This is a genomic window from Streptomyces griseobrunneus, from assembly GCF_046713465.1.
Taxonomy (GTDB): Bacteria; Actinomycetota; Actinomycetes; order Streptomycetales; family Streptomycetaceae; genus Streptomyces; species Streptomyces microflavus.
In genome coordinates this window covers 4,214,888-4,232,755 of the sequence record NZ_CP177080.1, presented here as the reverse complement: position 1 = coordinate 4,232,755, position 17,868 = coordinate 4,214,888, and the positions used below count along the sequence as shown (strand labels likewise).

The window sequence follows — 17,868 nt, the reverse complement described above, 5'->3', positions numbered from 1 at the left end:
CCCGGGGCGTCACAGCCGCAGCGTCGCCGCGACCGGGCGGTGGTCGCTGCCGGTGGCGGGCAGGGTCCAGGACGCGAGCGGCGTCATCCCCTTCGCCAGGACGTCGTCGATGCGGACCACCGGGAACCCGGCGGGATACGTGAACCCGAAGCCGTCCCCGGCCTCCCGCTGGGCGGAGCGCAGCTGCGAGGTGACCGGGGCCAGGGCCCTGTCCTGGTACGTGCCGTTGAAGTCGCCCAGCACCACCACACGGGGCGCGGGCTCGGCCCGTACGGCGGCGGCCAGCGCACGGGCCGCCTCGTTGCGGCGGACGGTGGTGAAGCCCGCGCCCGATACGCGTACGGAGGCGAGGTGGGCCGCGTACACGGCGACGGGCCCCTCGGGAGTGGCCGCGGTGGCCCGCATCGCCCGGGTCCACGGCATGATCTCCACCTCCGCCACCGCCGTGAGCCGGTACCTGCTCCAGAGGCCGACGCCGCCGAGCACCGCGTGGTGCGGGTAGGCGGCGGCCAGCTCGCGCTCGTAGACGGGCGTGGACTCCTCGGACAGCTCCACCAGGGCCAGGACGTCGGCCTCGGCCCCGGCGAGGGCGCGTGCGGTTCCGGCCGGGTCGGGGTTGGCCTCGTCGACGTTGTGGCTGAGGACGGTGAGGCCGCCCCCGGTGGACCGCTTGTCGGTGAGGGCGGGGGCGAAGATCGCTGCCCAGACGAGGGCGGGGGCGAGTACGGAGACAGCGGCGAGCCTGGAGCGCCGTACGGCTGCCAGGGTGAGGAGGACGGGGACGGCCAGGCCGGTCCAGGGCAGCAGGGTCTGGAAGAGGCTGCCGAGGTTGAGGGCCGTGTTCGGGACCAGCGCGTGCAGGGCCATGAGGGCGGCGGAGAGCAGCGCGGCGAGGGCGAGGCAGCGGCCGGTGGTCGCCTTGGCAGGGGCGGGGCCCGGGGCGCCGGGTCGCGGGCTCAGGGGCTTCTCAGCGCTCGGGCCCTCCTGAGTGCTCGGGTCCTCCTCGGTGGTCAGCACGGCGCGGGCTCCCTACGGTCACGTACGCCGGAGGTCGGGTACGCCCCCACCCTCCGGGAGCCGCGCTTCCGGCCGGTCAGGGCCGTGCTTCGGGGACCGCGCGGGTCTGTATCGACTACGTATCGGTCAACGTTCGGGAATCAACGTTCCGGGGAGGAGGGGAGAGCCGTACGGGCCTGGTGGAGCGCCTCCTCCGGGTCCAGCCGGGCGCCACTCGCGTACGCCTCCGAGAACGCGTCCGCCCCCAGCGCCGCCCGCGCCGCGACGGTGATGCGGTCGACGTCGGCGCGTTCGGCGGGCGGCAGCGGGGCCCCGGCCCGGCGGCGGGCGGCCGCCGCCGCGCCCAGGAGGACGGCCGCCCCGGTGGCGGCGGTGGCATGTCCGGGCAGGGCGGCCGCACCGGCGAGGCCCTCCAGGGAGAGGGCCAGCGCGCGGGGCTCGGCGAGGGCGCGGGCGATCTCCAGGCCCGCCAGGTGGTGGGAGGCCGCCCCGCGCGCGTCACCGCGCAGCTCGGCGACGAAGCCGAGCTCGGCCAGGAGCAGGTGGTCACCCGCCTGGGAGGAGACCTCGGCGTACCCGTCGCGGATGTGCAGCAGGTACGCCTCGGCCCTGTCGAGGTCGCCCCAACGGCGGGCACCGAGGGCGAGGCCCATCCCGGAGTGGATCTCGCCGTACTTGTAGCCCTGTTCGGCGGCGATCCGGCGCGCCTGTTCGTGCAGGTCGCGGGCGCGGTCCCAGTCCCGGGCGAGCAGCGCGAGCCGGCCGAGCCCGGAGAGCCGCGCGGACACCTCCGCCTCAAGCCCCAGCTCCCGGGCCATCCGCAGCCCTTCGTGCTGGCGGCGCTCCGCGTCCTCGTACGCGCCCTTGATCTCGGCGAGCGCGGCGAGCGGGGAAACGGTCTGCAACTCGCCCCAGCGGTCGCCCAGTTCGCGGAAGATCAGCGCGCTGCGCAGCCCGTCGCGGCCGAGCCCGGCGAGGTCGCCGCAGACCAGCGCGAGCGTGGCGCGCAGGCCGAGCGCGGCGGCGGTGCCCCACCGGTCCTCCGCGGTGGTGAACAGGGCGAGGGCGCGGGCGTTCAGCTCGCCGCTCCCGGCCGCGTCTCCCGCGCTGAACAGGCCGTACGCGCAGAGCCAGAGCGCACGCGCCCGGCGTACGGAGTCGGGGATGGCGTCGGCCGTGGCCGTGCGGGCAGGGCCGTCCGTCATCATGGCGGCGGCCGTGTGGTCGCCGGTGAGCAGGGCGAACGCGGTGTGCAACAGGGCGAGTTCGGCGCAGCCGGGGGAAGGGGCGGTGGGGGCCGCCGCCGGGGCGGAGGCCCCGGAGCCCGAGGCCCCGTCCGTGGCGGCCAGCACCGCGCCCAGGCTGCGGCGGGCCTCGGTCAGCCGGCCGCGCAGCAGCCACCACCAGGCCAGCGCGGTGGCCAGCCGGACCGCCTCCTCCGGCTGCCCCGCGCCGGCGCGGCGCACAGCTTCGTCGAGTGCCGAGCGCAGATTGCCGGCCTCGGCGTCCAGCCGGGCCAGCCGGTCCCGCTGCCCGGCGCCGCGCAACCGAGGCTCGGCGTGTTCGGCCAGGGCCCGGTAGTGGCGCAGATGCCGGTCCCGTACGGCGGTGAGGTCCTCCATCTCGTGGAGCCGCTCGGTCGCGTACGCGGCGACGGACTCCAGAAGCCGGTAGCGGGGACCGCTGGGCCCGCCCACCACGACCACCAGCGACCGGTCGACCAGCCGGGTGACGAGGTCGAGCACCTCGTCCCGGGCGACGCCGTCCCCCGCGCAGACCGCCTCGGCCGCGGCCAGGTCACAGCCGTCGCTGTGGGCGGCGAGGCGGCGCAGGACGATGCGTTCGGGCGCGCTGAGCAGCTCCCAGCTCCAGTCGATCACCGCCCGCAGCGTCTGCTGGCGGGCCGGAGCGCCGCGCTGCCCGAAGGTCAGCACCCGGAACCGGTCGTTGAGGCGCTCCGCCAACTCCCGCACCCCCAGCGCTCGTACGCGGGTGGCGGCGAGCTCCAGCGCGAGCGGGATGCCGTCGAGCCGACGGCAGATCTCGGCGACGGCCCGGCGCTCGGGCTCGTCCGGCGCGTCCGGGTCGCGCGGGAAGCCGGGGGCCGCGGCGGCCGCGCGCTCCATGAACATCCGGACCGCGTCGGCGGGCTCCAGCGGCTCGACCAGGAACATCGCCTCGCCCGCCAGGCCGAGCGGCTCCTGCCCGGTGGCGAGGACCCGCAGGCCGGGGGCGGTGCGCAGGAGCAGCTCGGTGAGTTCGGCGGCGGCGTCGACGACGTGCTCGCAGTTGTCCAGGACGAGCAGGGTGCGGCGGTCGCGCAGGGCGGCGGCGAGGCGGTGCGGCAGGGAGGGCGTTCCGGTGCCGGTGCCCGGCAGGGAGCGCGGGGCGTCGTCGCGGATCCCGAGGGTGGCGGCGACGACCTGGGCCAGGTCGGCGGGGGTGCCGGCACGGATGCCGGAGAACTCCACGAGCCAGGTGCCGTCGGCCAGTTCACCGGCGCGGGCACCGTCCCGCTCGGCGGTGGCCGCCGCCACGGCCAGCCTGGTCTTGCCGACGCCGCCGGGCCCGGTGAGGGTCACCAGCCGGGTCCCGGAGAGGAGTTGGGAGAGATCGGCGAGCGCCTGGCGGCGGCCGACCAGGGGGGTGAGGGGGACGGGGAGGTTGGAGTGGGAGGGCGGGGAGGAGCGGGTGGGGGGCGCGGTGGGCGGGAAGCCCGGAGCGTGAGTGGTGGCCGTGGGGTGAGGGGTGGCCGGAGCGTGAGTGGGGGCCGTGGGGTGAGTGGGGGCCGTGGCGGACGGGGCACCTGTGGTGTGCGTGGCGGGTGCTGTGTCCTGTGCGGCTGCGGGGTTCGCCGAACCTGCGGAGCCGCCCGCCGAAGCCCCGTACGCCCATGCCCCCGCGCTCAGCCCCGGCTCCTGCCGCAGCACCGCCCCGTGCAGCGCGGCCAGTTCGGGGCTCGGGTCGACCCCCAGCTCCCCCACGAGCCGGGTGCGCAGGTCCTCGTACGACGCGAGTGCCTCGCTCTGGCGGCCCCCCGCGTACAGGGCCCTCATCTGGGCGGCGCGCAGGCGCTCCCGCAGCGGGTGGAGCGCGACGAGGTCCGCGAGCTCCCCGGCGAGGAGCGCGTGGTCGCCCGCCTCCAGGCGCGCCTCCGCCTGCTCCTCCAGCACGGAGAGCCGCTGCTCCGCCAGGCGCTGGGCGGGCCCGCGTACGAAGAGGCCGTCCGCGAAGTCCGCGTACGCCGGTCCGCGCCACAGCTCCAGGGCCTCCGTGAGCAGCGCGGCCCGGGTGCGCGGGTCCCGGACGGGGCGGGCCTCGGTCACCAGGGCACGGAAACGTACGGCGTCCACCTCGTCGCCGCCGCCGTCGAGCCGCAACCGGTAGCCGGCGGGCTGGCGCACCACCCTGTCCCGGCCGACGACCCGGCGCAGCTGGGAGACCTTGGCCTGGAGGGCGCCCGCGGGCTTGCCCGGAGGCGCGTCGCCCCACAGGTCGTGGATGAGACGGTCGGCGGTGACCGGCCCCCCGTCGTGCGCGAGCAGGTCCGCCAGCAGGGCCCGGACCTTGGCTTCGGGGACTCCGACTTCCCGTCCCTCGCCGTCCCACACCACCAGTGGCCCGAGTACCCCAAACCGCATAGCCGCCACCGTACATGTCCGGCGGACCGGCGCTCCGGCCGTCAGCCGCCCCGAAGGTTTTCCGAAGGTTCCCCGAAGTACCCGGCCGCAGAGTCGTCCCCGCCGGTGGCCCCGCTCCACCGGTGAGGAACGGGCGCCCCTGGAGGGAGCGGCAACCATGACCAAGTACGCGCGCAGAAGGGCCCTGGTCGTCGGTGAGGCCACCGGCATCGGCCTGGCCATCGCCAAGCGCCTTGTGGAGGGCGGGGCGAGGGTCCTGCTGACCGCCCGCACCGAGGAGGAGCGCGCACACGCGGTCGCCGAACTCGGCTCCGCCGCCCGCGTGGTCACGCCGTCGGCCGTCGAAGCGGCCCTCACGGGAGAGACCGCCACCGGCTTCCGCGGCGGCGTCGATCTCCTCTTCGCCGACGCCATCCCCACCGTGCGCCCCCTGCTGCCGCACCTCAGGGACGGCGGCGCGATCGTGCTGACCGCCCCCACCCCGTGCCCCGACGCCGTGCGGGCGCTCGCCGCCGAACTCGCATCCCGGGGCATCCGCGTCAACGCGGTGGCCCCGGGCTGTATCGAGGCGCCGGGCTCCGGCGCCGTACCCCTGCCGCCGCTGGGGCGTCTCGGCGCCGCCGAGGAGGTGGCCCGCGCCGCGCTCTTCCTGGCCACGGAGGCGACGTTCACCACGGGGGCCCGGCTCCCCGTCGACGGCGGCCTCGGCCGCCCGTGAACCTGCCGCGCCGGACCACCACCGCCGCCTCCACCCAGGACGCGGCCCGCCCACCACAGTCCCCTCTCCGTCCCCGCACCCCGCACCTCCCATCCGGAAATTTGGAGCACACGTCATGAGCACCGCACCCGACACGGCGCCCGCCGCCGCTGCGGCACCGGACCCGAAGGGCGGAGGCGACGAACAGCAGAAGCTTCCGCTCCTCGCCCTGCTGGCCCTCGCCACCGCCGTCTTCATCACCAGCCTCACCGAGACCCTCCCCGCCGGTCTGCTGCCCGCGATGAGCCAGGACCTGCGGGTGAGCGAGTCCGCGACCGGCCAGACGGTCACCGTCTACGCGATCGGGACCGCCCTGACCGCGATCCCGCTCACCGCGGCCACCGCGGGCTGGCGGCGCAAGAAGCTGCTGCTCACGGCCATGGGCGGGTTCGCCCTCGCCAACACCGTGACGGCCGTGTCGTCCGTCTACGAGCTGACGATGGTGGCCCGTTTCGTCGCCGGCATCGCGGCCGGCCTCGCCTGGGCCCTGCTCGCCGGGTACGCCCGCCGCATGGCCCCCGTACACCTTCAGGGCAAGGCGATGGCCATCGCCATGGCCGGTATCCCCGTCGCACTCTCGCTCGGCGTGCCCGCCGGTACGTTCCTCGGCGACTGGCTCGGCTGGCGGGTGGCGTTCCTGTCGATGACGGTGCTCACCGTCGTACTCCTGGTGTGGATCTTCGTGGCCGTACCGGACTTCCCCGGCCAGGGGCGCGGTGAGCGGCCGAAGCTGCTGCGGACCCTGCGCGTCCCGGGCGTCTCCCCGGTCCTCTTCGTCACGACGGTCTTCGTGCTTGCGCACACCATCCTGTACGCGTACATCGCCACGTACCTCGACGACCTCGGCCTGGGCGGCTCCACCGGCCTGATCCTGCTGGTCTTCGGCGCCGCGTCGCTGGCGAGCATCTGGATCGTCGGGGCGCAGATCAACCGCCGGCTGCGCGGCCTCACCGTCGGCGGCGCCCTGCTGGTCGCCGTCGCCGCACTGCTCCTGGCCGTCCTCTCCGACACCACCGCCCTCGTCTATGTCGCCGCGGTGCTGTGGGGGCTCGGCTGGGGCGGCGTGCCCACCCTGCTGCAGACCGCAGTCGGTGACGCGGGCGGCGAATCGGCCGACGCGGCACAGGCGATGCTCGTCACGCTCTGGAACGTCGCGATGGCGGGCGGCGGCATCGTCGGCGGCATCCTGCTCGACGTGGTCGGCAGCGAGTCCTTCCCCTGGACGGTCCTGCTGCTCCTGCTCCCGGTGATCGCGGTCGTGCTCTACGCCCGTCAGGCGGGCTTCCCCGCCCGGCGGCCGGGGGCCGAGGCCGAGGAGTCCCCGGTTCCGGCGGCCTGACGACCGACCGCCGGAGGGCACCCCTCCCCCGTCCTCCGGCGGTCACCGTTCACCCGGAGCCCGGCCCTCGGCCGGTGACGCTTCGCGCCGGGCCCGCTCTCGGCCAATCACCTTTCGTATACGGTCTCCCGTCACCGGGACACGGTCTCCGAACTCCGTGCATCGCACCGTGCCGGGGCCATGTTCACGATTTGTTGACACTTCACCAGGCAGGTACAAGCCACGGCTCCACCACTGGTAGAGCTGGGGCGTCCCGGCGTACGCCCCTCCCGCACGCACCCCTCCGCTCCACGTTTCCGCAGGTCAGACCGCGAACTTGCAAAATAGGCGGCCGACCCGGGCAAACTCCGTCCCGGACGGTACTTTCACCTCGTACTGATGTGCCATGTATCCACTCGGGTGCGAGCGATGTCGAGTATCGAGGGGGCGTAGCGTTACATGTCGTCAAGTGAGGTACGCGCGGCGGTGCCGGGCGACGGCGCGTGCATGCAGACGTTCATGGACGAGATATTCCGGCCGTTCCAGCGGCCGGAGCAGCGCCGCTGGGCCCAGACGTATCTGTGGGCCCTGATCCATGTATCGGGCAAGAAGACACCCCGCCGCATGGCACTGGCGAAGCCCTTACCCTCGGCCGCGGCACACGGTCTCCACCAGTTCATCAACGCCAGCCCGTGGGAGTGGACCCCGGTACGCCGCCGACTCGCCCGGCGGGTCGCCGCGACGACGACACCGCACGCCTGGACCGTCGCCGAGCTCATCATCCCCAAGCGCGGCGAGCACTCGGTCGGCGTGCACCGGCGCCTCGACACCGTCACCGGACGCACCGTCAACTGCCAGCGCGCACTGGTCTTCTTCCTCGCATCGGGCACCCAGTGCTACCCGGTGGGCTGGAGCCTCGTGCTCGGCGGCACCTGGGACTCGGACCGGGAGCGCAGGCGCCGGGCGCGCATCCCGGGGTCCGAGGCCGGGCGCACCCCCGCCGACCATGTCATCGGGTACGCCGCCGAGGCCGCCGCGCAGCCCCAGCTCCCGCGCGTCCCCTGGGTGCTGGACCTCACCCGGTGCGACGACGCGACCGGGGTCCTCGCGGGCCTCGCCCGGCAGCGGGCCGACGTGGTGTGCGAGGTCGCCCCGGACCACCCGGTGCTCCTCACCGGGCAGCACACCCCCGTCGTGACCTCCGTGAGCGCGCTGATGGAGGTACGGCACGCCCGGCAGACCCATGTCCTGCTCCGGCAGACCGCCGACGGCCGCGTCCGGGCCGTACCGGTCCACACCTACGCGGGCACGGTGGCGGGGACGAGGACCGGCATCGGCGACGACGTGGGCGCACGCCCGTACCGCATTCTGGAACGGCCCGACCCGGACGGCCGGCAGCCGCCCCGGTACTGGCTCACCACGCTCACCGACCGCCGGGTCGAGGAGGTCCTCCGGCTGGCGCGCAGCCACACCGCGGCCCTCTCGGCCGTGGCCACGCTGCGCCGGCGGTTCGGTGTCCTGGACTTCGAGGGCCGCTCCTTCCCCGGCTGGCACCATCACATGACCATGGCCTCGGCCGCCTACGTCTACCAGCGCCTGTCCTGCGCCCCCGGCGGAGACACCGCGCCGCCGGACGCGCCGCCCCGCGCCCCGGCCGCCGCGCTCACCGGCGCCCCCAACTGACGTGAAGCCGAGGAGAAAGGGTGGGGCACGTGAGACAGGTACTCGTGGTGGAGCAGGACCACTCCGCCGCAGCGGCCATGGTGGGCGAGCTGAGACGGCAGGGATTCGCCGCCCGCAGCGTCTCCACCGGGGAGCGGGCGCTACGGGTGTACGGCGACGCGGATCTGGTGCTTTTCTCCCTGGAACTGCCCGATATCGACGGACTGGAATTGTGCCGGTCCCTGCGGAACGGCGGGGATACGGCCCTGATAGCGGTCACCGATGCCGATGCCGAACTTGAGCGGGTCCTCGTTCTTCATGCGGGCGCGGACGACTGTGTGGTGAAAACCTGGGGATTCAGGGAAGTCGGGGCCCGTATCGAAGCGGTACTGCGCCGGGTGCAGCCCCGGCAGGTCCTTCCGGCCGCCATTTCCCTGCGCCATCTCCATATCGATCCGCATCTGCGGGAAGTACGGCTGCACGACCGGCTCGTCGGCGTCACGTCGAAGGAATTCGAGCTGCTCTACACCCTGGCCGCCACCCCGGAAACGGTCGTGACGCGGAAAGAACTGATGGCCCGGGTCTGGGGCAGCAACTGGGGGCACACCAGCCGGACGATCGACACGCATGTGAGCAGCCTCCGGGCCAAGCTCGGCTCCAGCGGCTGGATCCTCACCGTCCGGGGCGTCGGCTACCGCATGGGGTACGCCTGGCGGATGCCGGAGACCTCCGCCGGCTGAGCGCGGGTGCGGTACGGCCCCGGGGGCGCGCCCCCGGGGCCTTCGCCGTCAGACCGCCGCGCCCTCCAGCCGCCGCAGCAGCGGGTGGTGCGCCTCGCCCTTCTCCCCCACCGCGCGCAGCGCCCACCAGGCCGACGCCAGGTTCGAGGTCAGCAGCGTGCGGTGCGGCTCCCGCCGGGCCAGCTCTTCGAGGGCGGCGAGCGTGCCCATGCCCGTACCCGTGAAGAGCAGGGCCGTGTCCGGGGGCAGCTCCCGCTCCCGTATCCGCCGCAGGATCGCCCCGGTCGTCACCTCGTACGGGTCGAAGTGCGCGTCCCCGCCCGGGCTCGCGGCCTCCTCCGCCGGGACGAGCACCACCCCGTCGACCGTGAGCCCGGCCCGCTCCCAGAAGGCGCGGGAGGTGTCGGTGAGCCACGGCTCGTAGGGGGAGACGAGCGTCAGTCGGGTCACTGCGAGCGCCTCGCAGGCCGCGAGGATCGCCTGGGTGGAGGACTGCACGGGAGATCCGGCCCGCTCGGACAGCTCGTCGCAGAAGGCCCGGTCGCCCGCCGGCTCCAGCAGGTAGTGCGACGCGCTGCACGCCACCACCGTGGCGTCCAGGCGCAGCGCGCCGAAGCTGCCGAGCAGCTCCGGGAGCACCTCGTTGTACGTCTCCAGCATCGCCCGGAGACCGGCCCCCGGAGTCACCGGGAACCGGGAGGTGTACACATTCATTCCGGCGCCGAGCAGATGATTGAACTCGGGTTCCGCCGTGGGGTTTTCCGGCGGCACGACGACCCCTAGCCGGGGCAGCGAGAAGAGATCCATGCCCGCACAGTAGGACGCGCGTCACATCGACGGGTGTTCTTCGTCCGCTATTTGGCACGCTCGCACACCGCTCTTGCACTCCCTTTCCTTCCTGACATTCCTTGACACTCCGCAACACAGCCCTGACACGGCAGATATTGCCCTTCCCGGCCCGCGCGGCGAAGGATGTGGATCAGCGGAATACAACCACTTTCGGAAAAGAGGAGCAGAGGAAATGGCAGCAGAGGGACCCGAGAAACTGGAGCGGCCGCCCCGTATATCCGACGCGACGCTGCGGGACTCCGCGCACATGGCGGGGGTCGAGTTCGGCCCCGAGGACGCCGCCGCCATCGCGGACCTGCTGGTGCGCACGGGCGTCGAACTCGTCGAGGTGGGCATGGTCTCCGGGCCGGACTCCAAGGACGCCGACCTCGTCCTCGCCACCCACGAGGCGATCACGCCCGAGCGCAGCATGACACTCGTCGTCGTACGCGACCGCCGTCAGGTCGCCCGAGCGCTGGACGAGGCCGAGCGTCTTGGCGTGCGCCACATCATGTACTCGATCCCCACCTCCGAGCAGCACGCACAGCTGAAACTCGACTCGGCGAGCCCCAAGTTCCTCCAGGCGCTGGCGCGTTCGGCGATCCAGCAGGCGAAGGAGCGCGGCTTCCACGTCACGTTCAGCGGTGAGGACGGCGCCCGTACGCCCAGGGAGCGGCTCGTCCCCTATGTGGAGGCGGGGTTCGCGGCGGGGGCCGACCGGTTCCGGCTCGCGGAGACGGTCGCGTACCTCTCGCCCTGGCAGATGGAGGAGGTGATCGCGGACATCACCGCGATCGACGGCTCCGAGATCGAGATCCACTCGCACAACATGCTGGGCATGGCCGTCGCCAACTCCCTGGCCGCCGTGCGGGCGGGCGCCCAGTGGATCTCCGCGACCGTCGGCGGGATCGGGGAGCGCGGCGGCAACGCCCCGCTGGCCGAGCTGCTCACCTCGCTGCGCGTCATCCACGGCGACACCCGCTTCGACCTCACCCACCTCACCGAGCTGTCCCGGATCGCCCTGCGCGGCGCCGGCCTCGGGGAGGCCTTCCAGTCCGGTCCGACCACCCCGCACGCCTTCGCGTACGAGCTGCCGGGCCAGCTGAGCCACCCGGCGGCATACGAGACGCTGCCCGCCGAACTCGTCGGCAACAGACGCGAGTTGCGCGTCCGCACCCGCCTCACCACCGCCCTGGTCCGCTGGGCCCTGGCCGATTCGGGCCTGGAGGTCGACGTCGACGCCTTCACCCCGTGGCTGGCCGAGCGGCAGGAGCGGGACGGCCGCCCACTGCTGGACCGGGACACGATCCGCAAGGCCGCCATCGACTTCCGCCCCGTCCCCGCCTGACCCACCACGCCCCCTGCCATCCCCACTTCTCAACGGAGTTGACGATGTCCACCGCCACCCTGACCGGCGTATGCCCCGAGTGCGAGACCGACCTGACCGTCCCCCCGGTCACCCTGGGCGAGACCCTCTCCTGCCCCGAGTGCATCCTGACCCTCCGCGTCGAGGCCGTCGAGGACGGCCGGCTGACGCTGGAGATGGTCGAGGTGCAGCTGCGCGACTGGGGCCAGTGACATGGGCGCTCCCCGTCCCGTCGCCCTCGTCGCGGACCGGATCGCCTGGGAGGAACGCCTGCTCATCGAGGCGGCCCCGGCCTTCGGCCTCCGTATCGACTGGGTCAACGACGAGTCCCTCTCGCTCGGCCACCCGGACGCCCCGGCGATCAAGGGGTACGACACCCTCCTGGTCCGCAGCCGCAGCTACACCCGCGGCGGGCTGATCGCCACCCTCGCCGAGGCGGCCGGCGTCCCCACGCTGAACACCGCCCGGGCCATCCACGCCTGCGAGAACAAGGCCGCCCTGCGCGCCCTGCTCCGGACCGCGGGCGTACCGGTGCCGGACCACCGGCTCGTGCTCTCCCGCAAGGACTTCGACAAGGCGCTCGCGGACCTGCCGCTGCCGCTCGTCCTCAAGCCCGTCTTCGGCGGGATGGGCAAGCGGGTCACGCTGATCCGGCACGCCGACACCGCCCACTCCGTCTACGACTACATCGAGGACCTGGCCCACGCCTTCGAGCAGGCCAGCGTGGTGGAGCCGTACCTCGGCGGCAGCTCGGTGCGGTGCCTGGTCGTCGGGCGGGAGCTGATCGGGGCCGCGGAGTTCGAGAGCGGCGGCAGCGACTGGCGCAACAACGCGGCCCTCGGCAACAAGAACCGCGCGGTCGACCACGACCCCGACGTGCTGAAGATCGTCAACGGTGTGGTGGACGTGCTCGGACCCGGGATCTACGGCGTCGACCTCTTCGCCACCCCCGACGGCTACGTCGTCAACGAGGTCAACCACGCCCCCGGCTTCCGGGCCGTGGCCTCCGCCACCGGAGCGGACATCCCCTCGGCCATCGGCCGTTATGTGCAGGAGCTACTCGCATGATCCGTGCAGGAGTCGTCGGCGCCTCCGGGCTCGCCGGCGGCGAACTCATCCGCCTCATCACCCAGCACCCCGACCTGGAGCTGACCTTCCTGGGCGGCTCCTCCAACATCGGCCGCCGCCCCTCCGAGCTCCACCCGGGGCTCCGCTTCGAGCTCCACCCGGGGCTCCGCTTCGAGCAGGGCCTGACCGTGCAGCCGGTCACCGAGGAGGTCGTGGACAAGGTCGACGTCCTCTTCCTGGCCACCCCCGCACCGGTCTCGGCCGAGCTGTCCTCGCTGCTCGCCGACCGCATCCCGGCGATCGTCGACCTCAGCGGCGCGTTCCGCATCCGTACGCCGGAGCTGCACGACCGCTGGTACCCGAAGGTCAAGCGGCGCACCGACCTGGCGGACCGCTTCGTCTACGGCGTACCGGAGCTGATCGGCGACCAGTTGAAGGACGCCGCCCTCATCTCGCTGCCCGGCTGCTACGCCACCGCGATCACCCTGGGCCTGGCCCCGCTGACCCTGGGCCTCGGGCTCGACCTGAAGACGGTGGTGGTGGACGGCAAGAGCGGGTCCAGCGGCGGCGGCGTCCAGCTGCGCACCTCCGACCTGCACCCGTTCCGGGCCGGGGCCATCGCCCCGTACTCCCCGACCGGGCACCGGCACGCCGCCGAGGTCGGTGACTTCCTGGAGCGCAGCAAGCCCGGCACCATCGGGAACCTGTCCATGTCGGCGTACGGCGTCCCCAACGTACGCGGACTGCTGACCAGTTCGTACGTGTTCACCGACGAGAAGGTGGACCAGCGCGAGCTGAACCGGGCCTACCTCCGCTTCTACAAGGGGCGCCCGTTCGTCCGGGTGCGGCGGCACGACGAGACGCTGATCCCGGTGCCCGACCCGCAGGTCGTCCTCGGCTCCAACTACGCCGATGTGACCGTGCTGCTGGACGAGGAGGGCGGCCGGATCGTGGTGCTCGCCGCACTCGACAACCTCGTCAAGGGGGCCGCGGGCCAGGCCGTGCAGGTGACGAACCTGCGGTTCGGCCTGCCGGAGGAGACGGGGCTGACGCAGCTGCCCGTGATGCCGGCATGAGCGCATCGCCTGCCATCCCCACGGTGGTCAAGCTCGGCGGCAGTTGCCTGGACGACCTCGACGGCACCTGGTGGGACGACCTGGCCCGGCACGGCCGGGAGCGCCCGCTGGTCCTCGTGCACGGCTGGTCCAAGCCGCTGAAGAAGCTCGACGCCCGCTACAGCGAGCCGTCGGCGATCCTGCGCGACCGGTACGGCAACCAGAGCCGGTGGACCACACCCGAGGTCATCGACGACATCAAGACCGTCAGCGCCGTACTGGCCGAGGACGTCCTCGCCCGGCTGGAGAGCCGCGGCATCACCGCCGAGCGGCTGCTCGGCAGCGACGGACTGGTCGGCGCGGGCGAGGGCGAGCGGTGGTGGTGGCGGGAGAAGCAGCTCGTCGAGCTGGAGAACCTCGTCGGCCCGATCACCGGGGTCGACCCGGCCCCGCTCAAGAACCTCCAGCCGGGCCACGCCTACCTCGTCACCCCGCTCGCCCGGAACGCGGCTGGCCAGGAGGTCAACACCGACGCCGACCGGGCCGCCGCCGCGATCGCCGGGGCCACCGGCGCGTCCGACCTGGTCCTGGTCACCGACGTCGGCCATCTGCTGATCGACGACCAACCGGTACGCCGGATCAGCGCGAAGGACGCGGCAACCTTCCGCGACAAGGGCGCCAAGGGCGGCATGCGCAAGAAGCTGCGGGCCGCGGGCGAGGCCCTGGAGCACGGCGTCGAGCGGGTCGTCATCGGCAGCGCCGCCGTGACGGACCTGCTGGCCGGCTCCACCGGCACGCTCATCACGAAGGCTCCGGGCGGGGCCGCTACGTCAGGAGCTGACGCATGAGCCGGTCCCGCGTCCTGGTCGTCAACAACGGAACACTCTCTCTCAAGCAACTCCGCGCCCGCTTCGAGGAGCTGGGTTCGGACACGGAGACGGTCGACGCCTCGTCCGTCCCCGCCCGGGTGGACGGCCGCTACCAGGCCATCGTGCTCAGCGGCACCAAGGTGCGCGCGTACGACAGCGCGTACTACAAGCCCCTGATCGACCTGGTCACCACGGCGGACGTGCCGGTCTTCGGCATCTGCGGCGGCATGCAGATCCTGGCCGTCGCGGCCGGCGGACGCCTCGCGGAGGGGCCGCAGCGGGTCGGCGGCTACGAGGTGCAGGTCGACACGGAGGAACCCCTCTTCACCTACGTGAAGCCGACGGTCACCGTCTTCCACCGGCACACCCTCTACCTCCAACAGGCCCCGGCGGGCTACCGCTCCATCGGCCGCTCCGAGCACGCGCCCGTGGAGTTCCTGCGCTCGGACGACGGCCGGATCCACGGCGCCCAGGCCCACCTGGAGTTCCGCAAGGACGGCCTGGAGATCCTGCGCGGCTTCGCCCAGCTCTACCAGTGACCCGAGCCCCCTACGACCCCCTCACGCATCCGGACAGAACAAGGACTTCGCCATGAGTGCTCTGGAAGACCCGCAGGACCCCGCCCTCACCGTCCACCTCAACGGCAGCGGCAGCGGCGGCACGATCAAGGGATGGGTGGTCGTCGACACGCTCGTCGACGGCCTGGCGATGGGCGGCACCCGGATGACCACCGGGGTCACCGAGGAGGAAGTCGCGGGCCTGGCCCGGGACATGACCGAGAAGTTCACCCTGGCGGGTCTCCGCATCGGCGGCGCCAAGGCCGGGATCGTCGCCGACGGTACGAACTCCGAAGGCGCGGGCCGCGAGGAGACCTTCCGCACCTTCGGCCGCACGGTGAAGCCGCTCCTGCACGGCGGTATCCACCTCGGCATCGACATGGGCGTCACCCCCGCCGACCGGGCCGTCTTCTTCGAGGAGGCGAAGTACGACCCCCGCTACCGGCTCGGCGCCCCGGACATGCCGATCGACTGGCGTACGTACTACGAGCCCCTGATCGACGCCACCGGCCACGGCGTCGGGGTCGCCGCGGTCACCGCCCTGGAGGCGAGCGGCCGCACCGGGCCCGCCCGGGTCGTGGTGCAGGGGTTCGGCGCGGTCGGCCGGGCGGTGGCGCGGTTCCTGGAGGACCGCGGGCACATCGTCGTGGGTGTCGCGGACGTGCGGGGCACGATCAGCGCGGACCGGCTGCCGGTCGCCGAACTGGTCGCCATCACCGACCGGTTCGGGGCCATCGACCGCACCCGGCTGCCGCAGGACGTGAAGCTCTCCGGTGAGCCGGACGCCTGGCTCGACGTGGACGCGGACATCCTGATCCTGGCCGCGCAGAAGTACGCGATCAACGCCGAGAACGCCCACCGTCTGCGGGCCGGCCTGGTGGTCGAGGGCGCCAACCTGGCTTCCAGCGCGGCGGCGAAGGAGAAGGTGGCCGCTTCCCGGGCCGGGCTCGTCCCGGGCGTGATCGCCAACATCGGCGGCGCCGCCTCCGCCGCCCTGGCAGTCACCCGGGTCGTCCCGTTCGACCTGGAGGCGGAGGCGCGCAAGGCGTGGGTCTTCGACTGGGTCGGTGACCGGGTCCGGCAGAACACCCGGGACCTGCTGGAGATCGCGGCCTCGCGGGCGGGCAACCCGCTGCCCGAGCTGCTCGCGGCCCGCCGGAAGGAGCGCTGATGAGCGCGGCGGCCACCGCGCTCGGGGAGCGAACGACTGCCGGGGGCACGGCTGTTACCGCAGAGCGCGCCGCCGAGTACCGTCGCCGGGGCTGGTGGCGGGACGAGACCTTCCTCGACGATCTGCACCGCCAGGCCCGGGAGCACCCGCGCCGGCCGGCCATCGCGGGCCGGCGCGTCGCGGAGTCCCGTACCGACACGCTCGACTACGCCGAACTGAACCGGCTGACGGACCGGTTCGCCCTCGCCCTGCTCGAACTGGGCGTCCGACGGGGTGACTTCGTCGCCGTACAGCTGCCCAACCGGTGGGAGATGGTGCCGCTGATCTTCGCCTCGATCCGGGTCGGCGCGGTCATCATCCCGATCTCGCCCATCTGCACCGAGGTGGAGCTGCGCCACCGCCTCGGCCTCACGGCGGCCAGGGTGTGCATCACCCTGGCCGAGTGGTCGGGGACCCCGCTGGCGGAGATCGCCACCCGCCTCAAGGACGAACTCCCCACGCTGGAAAACGTACTGGTGGTGGACGGACCGCTGCCCGAGGGGGCGCGCTCCTTCCACGAGCACTTCGTGGCCCGGGAGCGGGAGGAGCAGGAGGGCGCAGCCACCCGGCTGGAGGGACTGGCGCTCGGCCCGGACGACCCGTTCGTGGTGCTGTTCACCTCCGGCACCACCGGCCTGTCCAAGGGGGTGCTGCACAGCCAGAACACGGTGCACGCGGCCGTACGCGGGTACGTCGACGCGTTCGGAGCGGGCGGCGGGGACGGTACCGGCGACGGGGACGGCGGCGGCTGGGTGGCGGCGGTCTCCACGCCGCTGGTCCACTACTCGGGCTTCGCCCAGGGCATCCTGGCCGGGGTCATGCTGGGCGGCACGGTCGCCTTCCAGGACGTCCGCCGCAACGAGGCGCTGCTGGACCTGGTGGAGCGGTACGGCGCGACCCTGCTGTACGGGCCGCCCGCCACCCTCGCCGATGTGGCCGCGTCCCAGCGGGCCGAGCGGCGCGACACCAGCACGCTGCGGCATGTGGTGATCGGCTCGGCGCCGGTCCTGAAGGAGCTGGCCGACGAGGTCCACGAGACGCTCGGCGCCCGCGCGCACTCCTTGTGGGGCATGTCCGAGGCCGGCCCCGTGACGACCACCCGGCCCGGGGACCCCGAGGGCTGGGCGGCGCGGAGCAACGGCAGTTCCATCGACGCCATGGAGACCTGGATCGAGACGTCGGAGGCGTACGGATCCCCGGGCGACGAGGGCCCCGAGGGTTCCGTGGGCTCCGACAGCTCCGTGGGCTCCGTCGGGCGGCTCAGGATTCGCGGTGCGTCGATCGCGCTCGGGTACCACCGGCGCCCCGAGGCGTTCGCGGCCGAGCTGGACGGGGACGGCTGGTTCGACACCGGCGACCTCGCCCGGGACGACGGCGGGGGCGGCATCCGCATCATCGGCCGGGCCCGGGACGCGGTGCTGCGGGACGGGCAGGTGGCGCCGATGACGGAGCTGGAGGCGGTGATCGGCAGCCACCCGAAGGCCGCCGAGGCCGCACTGGTCGGGCTGGAGCCCACCGGCGGGAGCGCGGCCGGGAACGTCATCGTCGCCGTCGTGGTCCCACGCGGCGGGGAGGGTCCGACACTCGACGAGGTCCGGGCCCGGGTCACGGAGGCGGGCCACGGCGCCCGCTTCCTGCCGGACCGGGTGGAACTCGTCCCCGCCCTCCCAAAGACGCTGACCGGCAAGGTCCGCAAGGCCGAGCTGCGCGAGCGGTACGCCACCAACACCCCCGTCTGACCCCCGTCCGACCCCCCGCACCCACCGAGCGCTGGAGCTGT

General features: G+C 73.5%; 15 protein-coding genes. 12 read left to right on the top strand and 3 right to left on the bottom strand.

Annotated elements, in window-relative coordinates; all coding sequences use genetic code 11:
- Positions 1–9: 9 nt before the first annotated feature.
- Positions 10–960, bottom strand: coding sequence for an endonuclease/exonuclease/phosphatase family protein (locus ACK8N7_RS19335; RefSeq protein WP_403217580.1), 951 nt, complete (start codon positions 958–960; stop codon positions 10–12).
- A 197-nt stretch (positions 961–1,157) separates the two neighbouring features.
- Positions 1,158–4,658 (bottom strand): AfsR/SARP family transcriptional regulator, encoded by a 3,501-nt coding sequence (locus ACK8N7_RS19330; protein ID WP_500443404.1) that lies wholly within the window; start codon positions 4,656–4,658, stop codon positions 1,158–1,160.
- Positions 4,659–4,815: 157 nt separating this feature from the next.
- Between ACK8N7_RS19330 and ACK8N7_RS19325 the strand changes: the two genes are divergently transcribed.
- From ACK8N7_RS19325 to ACK8N7_RS19310, 4 genes are all read left to right on the top strand, one after another.
- Positions 4,816–5,376: an SDR family oxidoreductase gene (locus ACK8N7_RS19325; protein ID WP_500443403.1), complete on the top strand. Its 561-nt coding sequence runs from the start codon at positions 4,816–4,818 to the stop codon at positions 5,374–5,376.
- 115 nt (positions 5,377–5,491) lie between these two features.
- Entirely contained in the window at positions 5,492–6,754 is a 1,263-nt protein-coding gene (locus tag ACK8N7_RS19320) for an MFS transporter (protein WP_403217520.1), read from the top strand.
- Between the two features lie 438 nt (positions 6,755–7,192).
- Positions 7,193–8,416 (top strand): IS701 family transposase, encoded by a 1,224-nt coding sequence (locus ACK8N7_RS19315; protein WP_403217521.1) that lies wholly within the window; start codon positions 7,193–7,195, stop codon positions 8,414–8,416.
- A 29-nt stretch (positions 8,417–8,445) separates the two neighbouring features.
- Complete coding sequence (locus ACK8N7_RS19310) at positions 8,446–9,135, top strand: response regulator transcription factor (protein WP_403217522.1); 690 nt, start codon at positions 8,446–8,448, stop codon at positions 9,133–9,135.
- Between the two features lie 48 nt (positions 9,136–9,183).
- Here ACK8N7_RS19310 and ACK8N7_RS19305 read toward each other — a convergent pair whose 3' ends face one another.
- Positions 9,184–9,942: a maleate cis-trans isomerase family protein gene (locus ACK8N7_RS19305; RefSeq protein ID WP_403217523.1), complete on the bottom strand. Its 759-nt coding sequence runs from the start codon at positions 9,940–9,942 to the stop codon at positions 9,184–9,186.
- Between the two features lie 214 nt (positions 9,943–10,156).
- On the opposite strand from ACK8N7_RS19305, the gene ACK8N7_RS19300 reads away from it, so the two are divergent.
- Genes ACK8N7_RS19300 through ACK8N7_RS19265 form a run of 8 tightly spaced genes read left to right on the top strand, consistent with a single transcriptional unit; the run spans position 10,157 to position 17,827 of the window.
- The gene (locus tag ACK8N7_RS19300) at positions 10,157–11,311 is read left to right on the top strand and encodes a hydroxymethylglutaryl-CoA lyase-like TIM-barrel protein (protein ID WP_403217524.1); all 1,155 of its coding nucleotides are present in this window, start codon (positions 10,157–10,159) and stop codon (positions 11,309–11,311) included.
- Positions 11,312–11,355: 44 nt separating this feature from the next.
- Positions 11,356–11,541 (top strand): lysine biosynthesis protein LysW, encoded by a 186-nt coding sequence (locus ACK8N7_RS19295; protein WP_015609635.1) that lies wholly within the window; start codon positions 11,356–11,358, stop codon positions 11,539–11,541.
- Position 11,542: 1 nt separating this feature from the next.
- Positions 11,543–12,397 carry an ATP-grasp domain-containing protein gene (locus ACK8N7_RS19290; protein ID WP_403217525.1) on the top strand — a complete coding sequence of 285 codons (855 nt, stop codon included), beginning with the start codon at positions 11,543–11,545 and terminating at the stop codon, positions 12,395–12,397.
- Entirely contained in the window at positions 12,394–13,473 is a 1,080-nt protein-coding gene (gene argC / locus ACK8N7_RS19285; RefSeq protein WP_500443399.1) for an N-acetyl-gamma-glutamyl-phosphate reductase, read from the top strand. Before ACK8N7_RS19290 ends, argC begins: the two co-directional genes overlap by 4 nt.
- Positions 13,470–14,300: an amino acid kinase family protein gene (locus tag ACK8N7_RS19280; RefSeq protein ID WP_403217526.1), complete on the top strand. Its 831-nt coding sequence runs from the start codon at positions 13,470–13,472 to the stop codon at positions 14,298–14,300. The genes argC and ACK8N7_RS19280 overlap by 4 nt, the downstream gene beginning before the upstream one ends.
- Complete coding sequence (locus ACK8N7_RS19275) at positions 14,297–14,860, top strand: type 1 glutamine amidotransferase (protein WP_403217527.1); 564 nt, start codon at positions 14,297–14,299, stop codon at positions 14,858–14,860. The genes ACK8N7_RS19280 and ACK8N7_RS19275 overlap by 4 nt, the downstream gene beginning before the upstream one ends.
- A 52-nt stretch (positions 14,861–14,912) precedes the next feature.
- Complete coding sequence (locus ACK8N7_RS19270; protein ID WP_500443396.1) at positions 14,913–16,049, top strand: Glu/Leu/Phe/Val dehydrogenase dimerization domain-containing protein; 1,137 nt, start codon at positions 14,913–14,915, stop codon at positions 16,047–16,049.
- A complete protein-coding gene (locus ACK8N7_RS19265) occupies positions 16,049–17,827 on the top strand; it encodes an AMP-binding protein (protein WP_500443394.1) in 1,779 nt (592 codons plus the stop codon). Before ACK8N7_RS19270 ends, ACK8N7_RS19265 begins: the two co-directional genes overlap by 1 nt.
- The last annotated feature ends 41 nt before the right edge of the window (positions 17,828–17,868 follow it).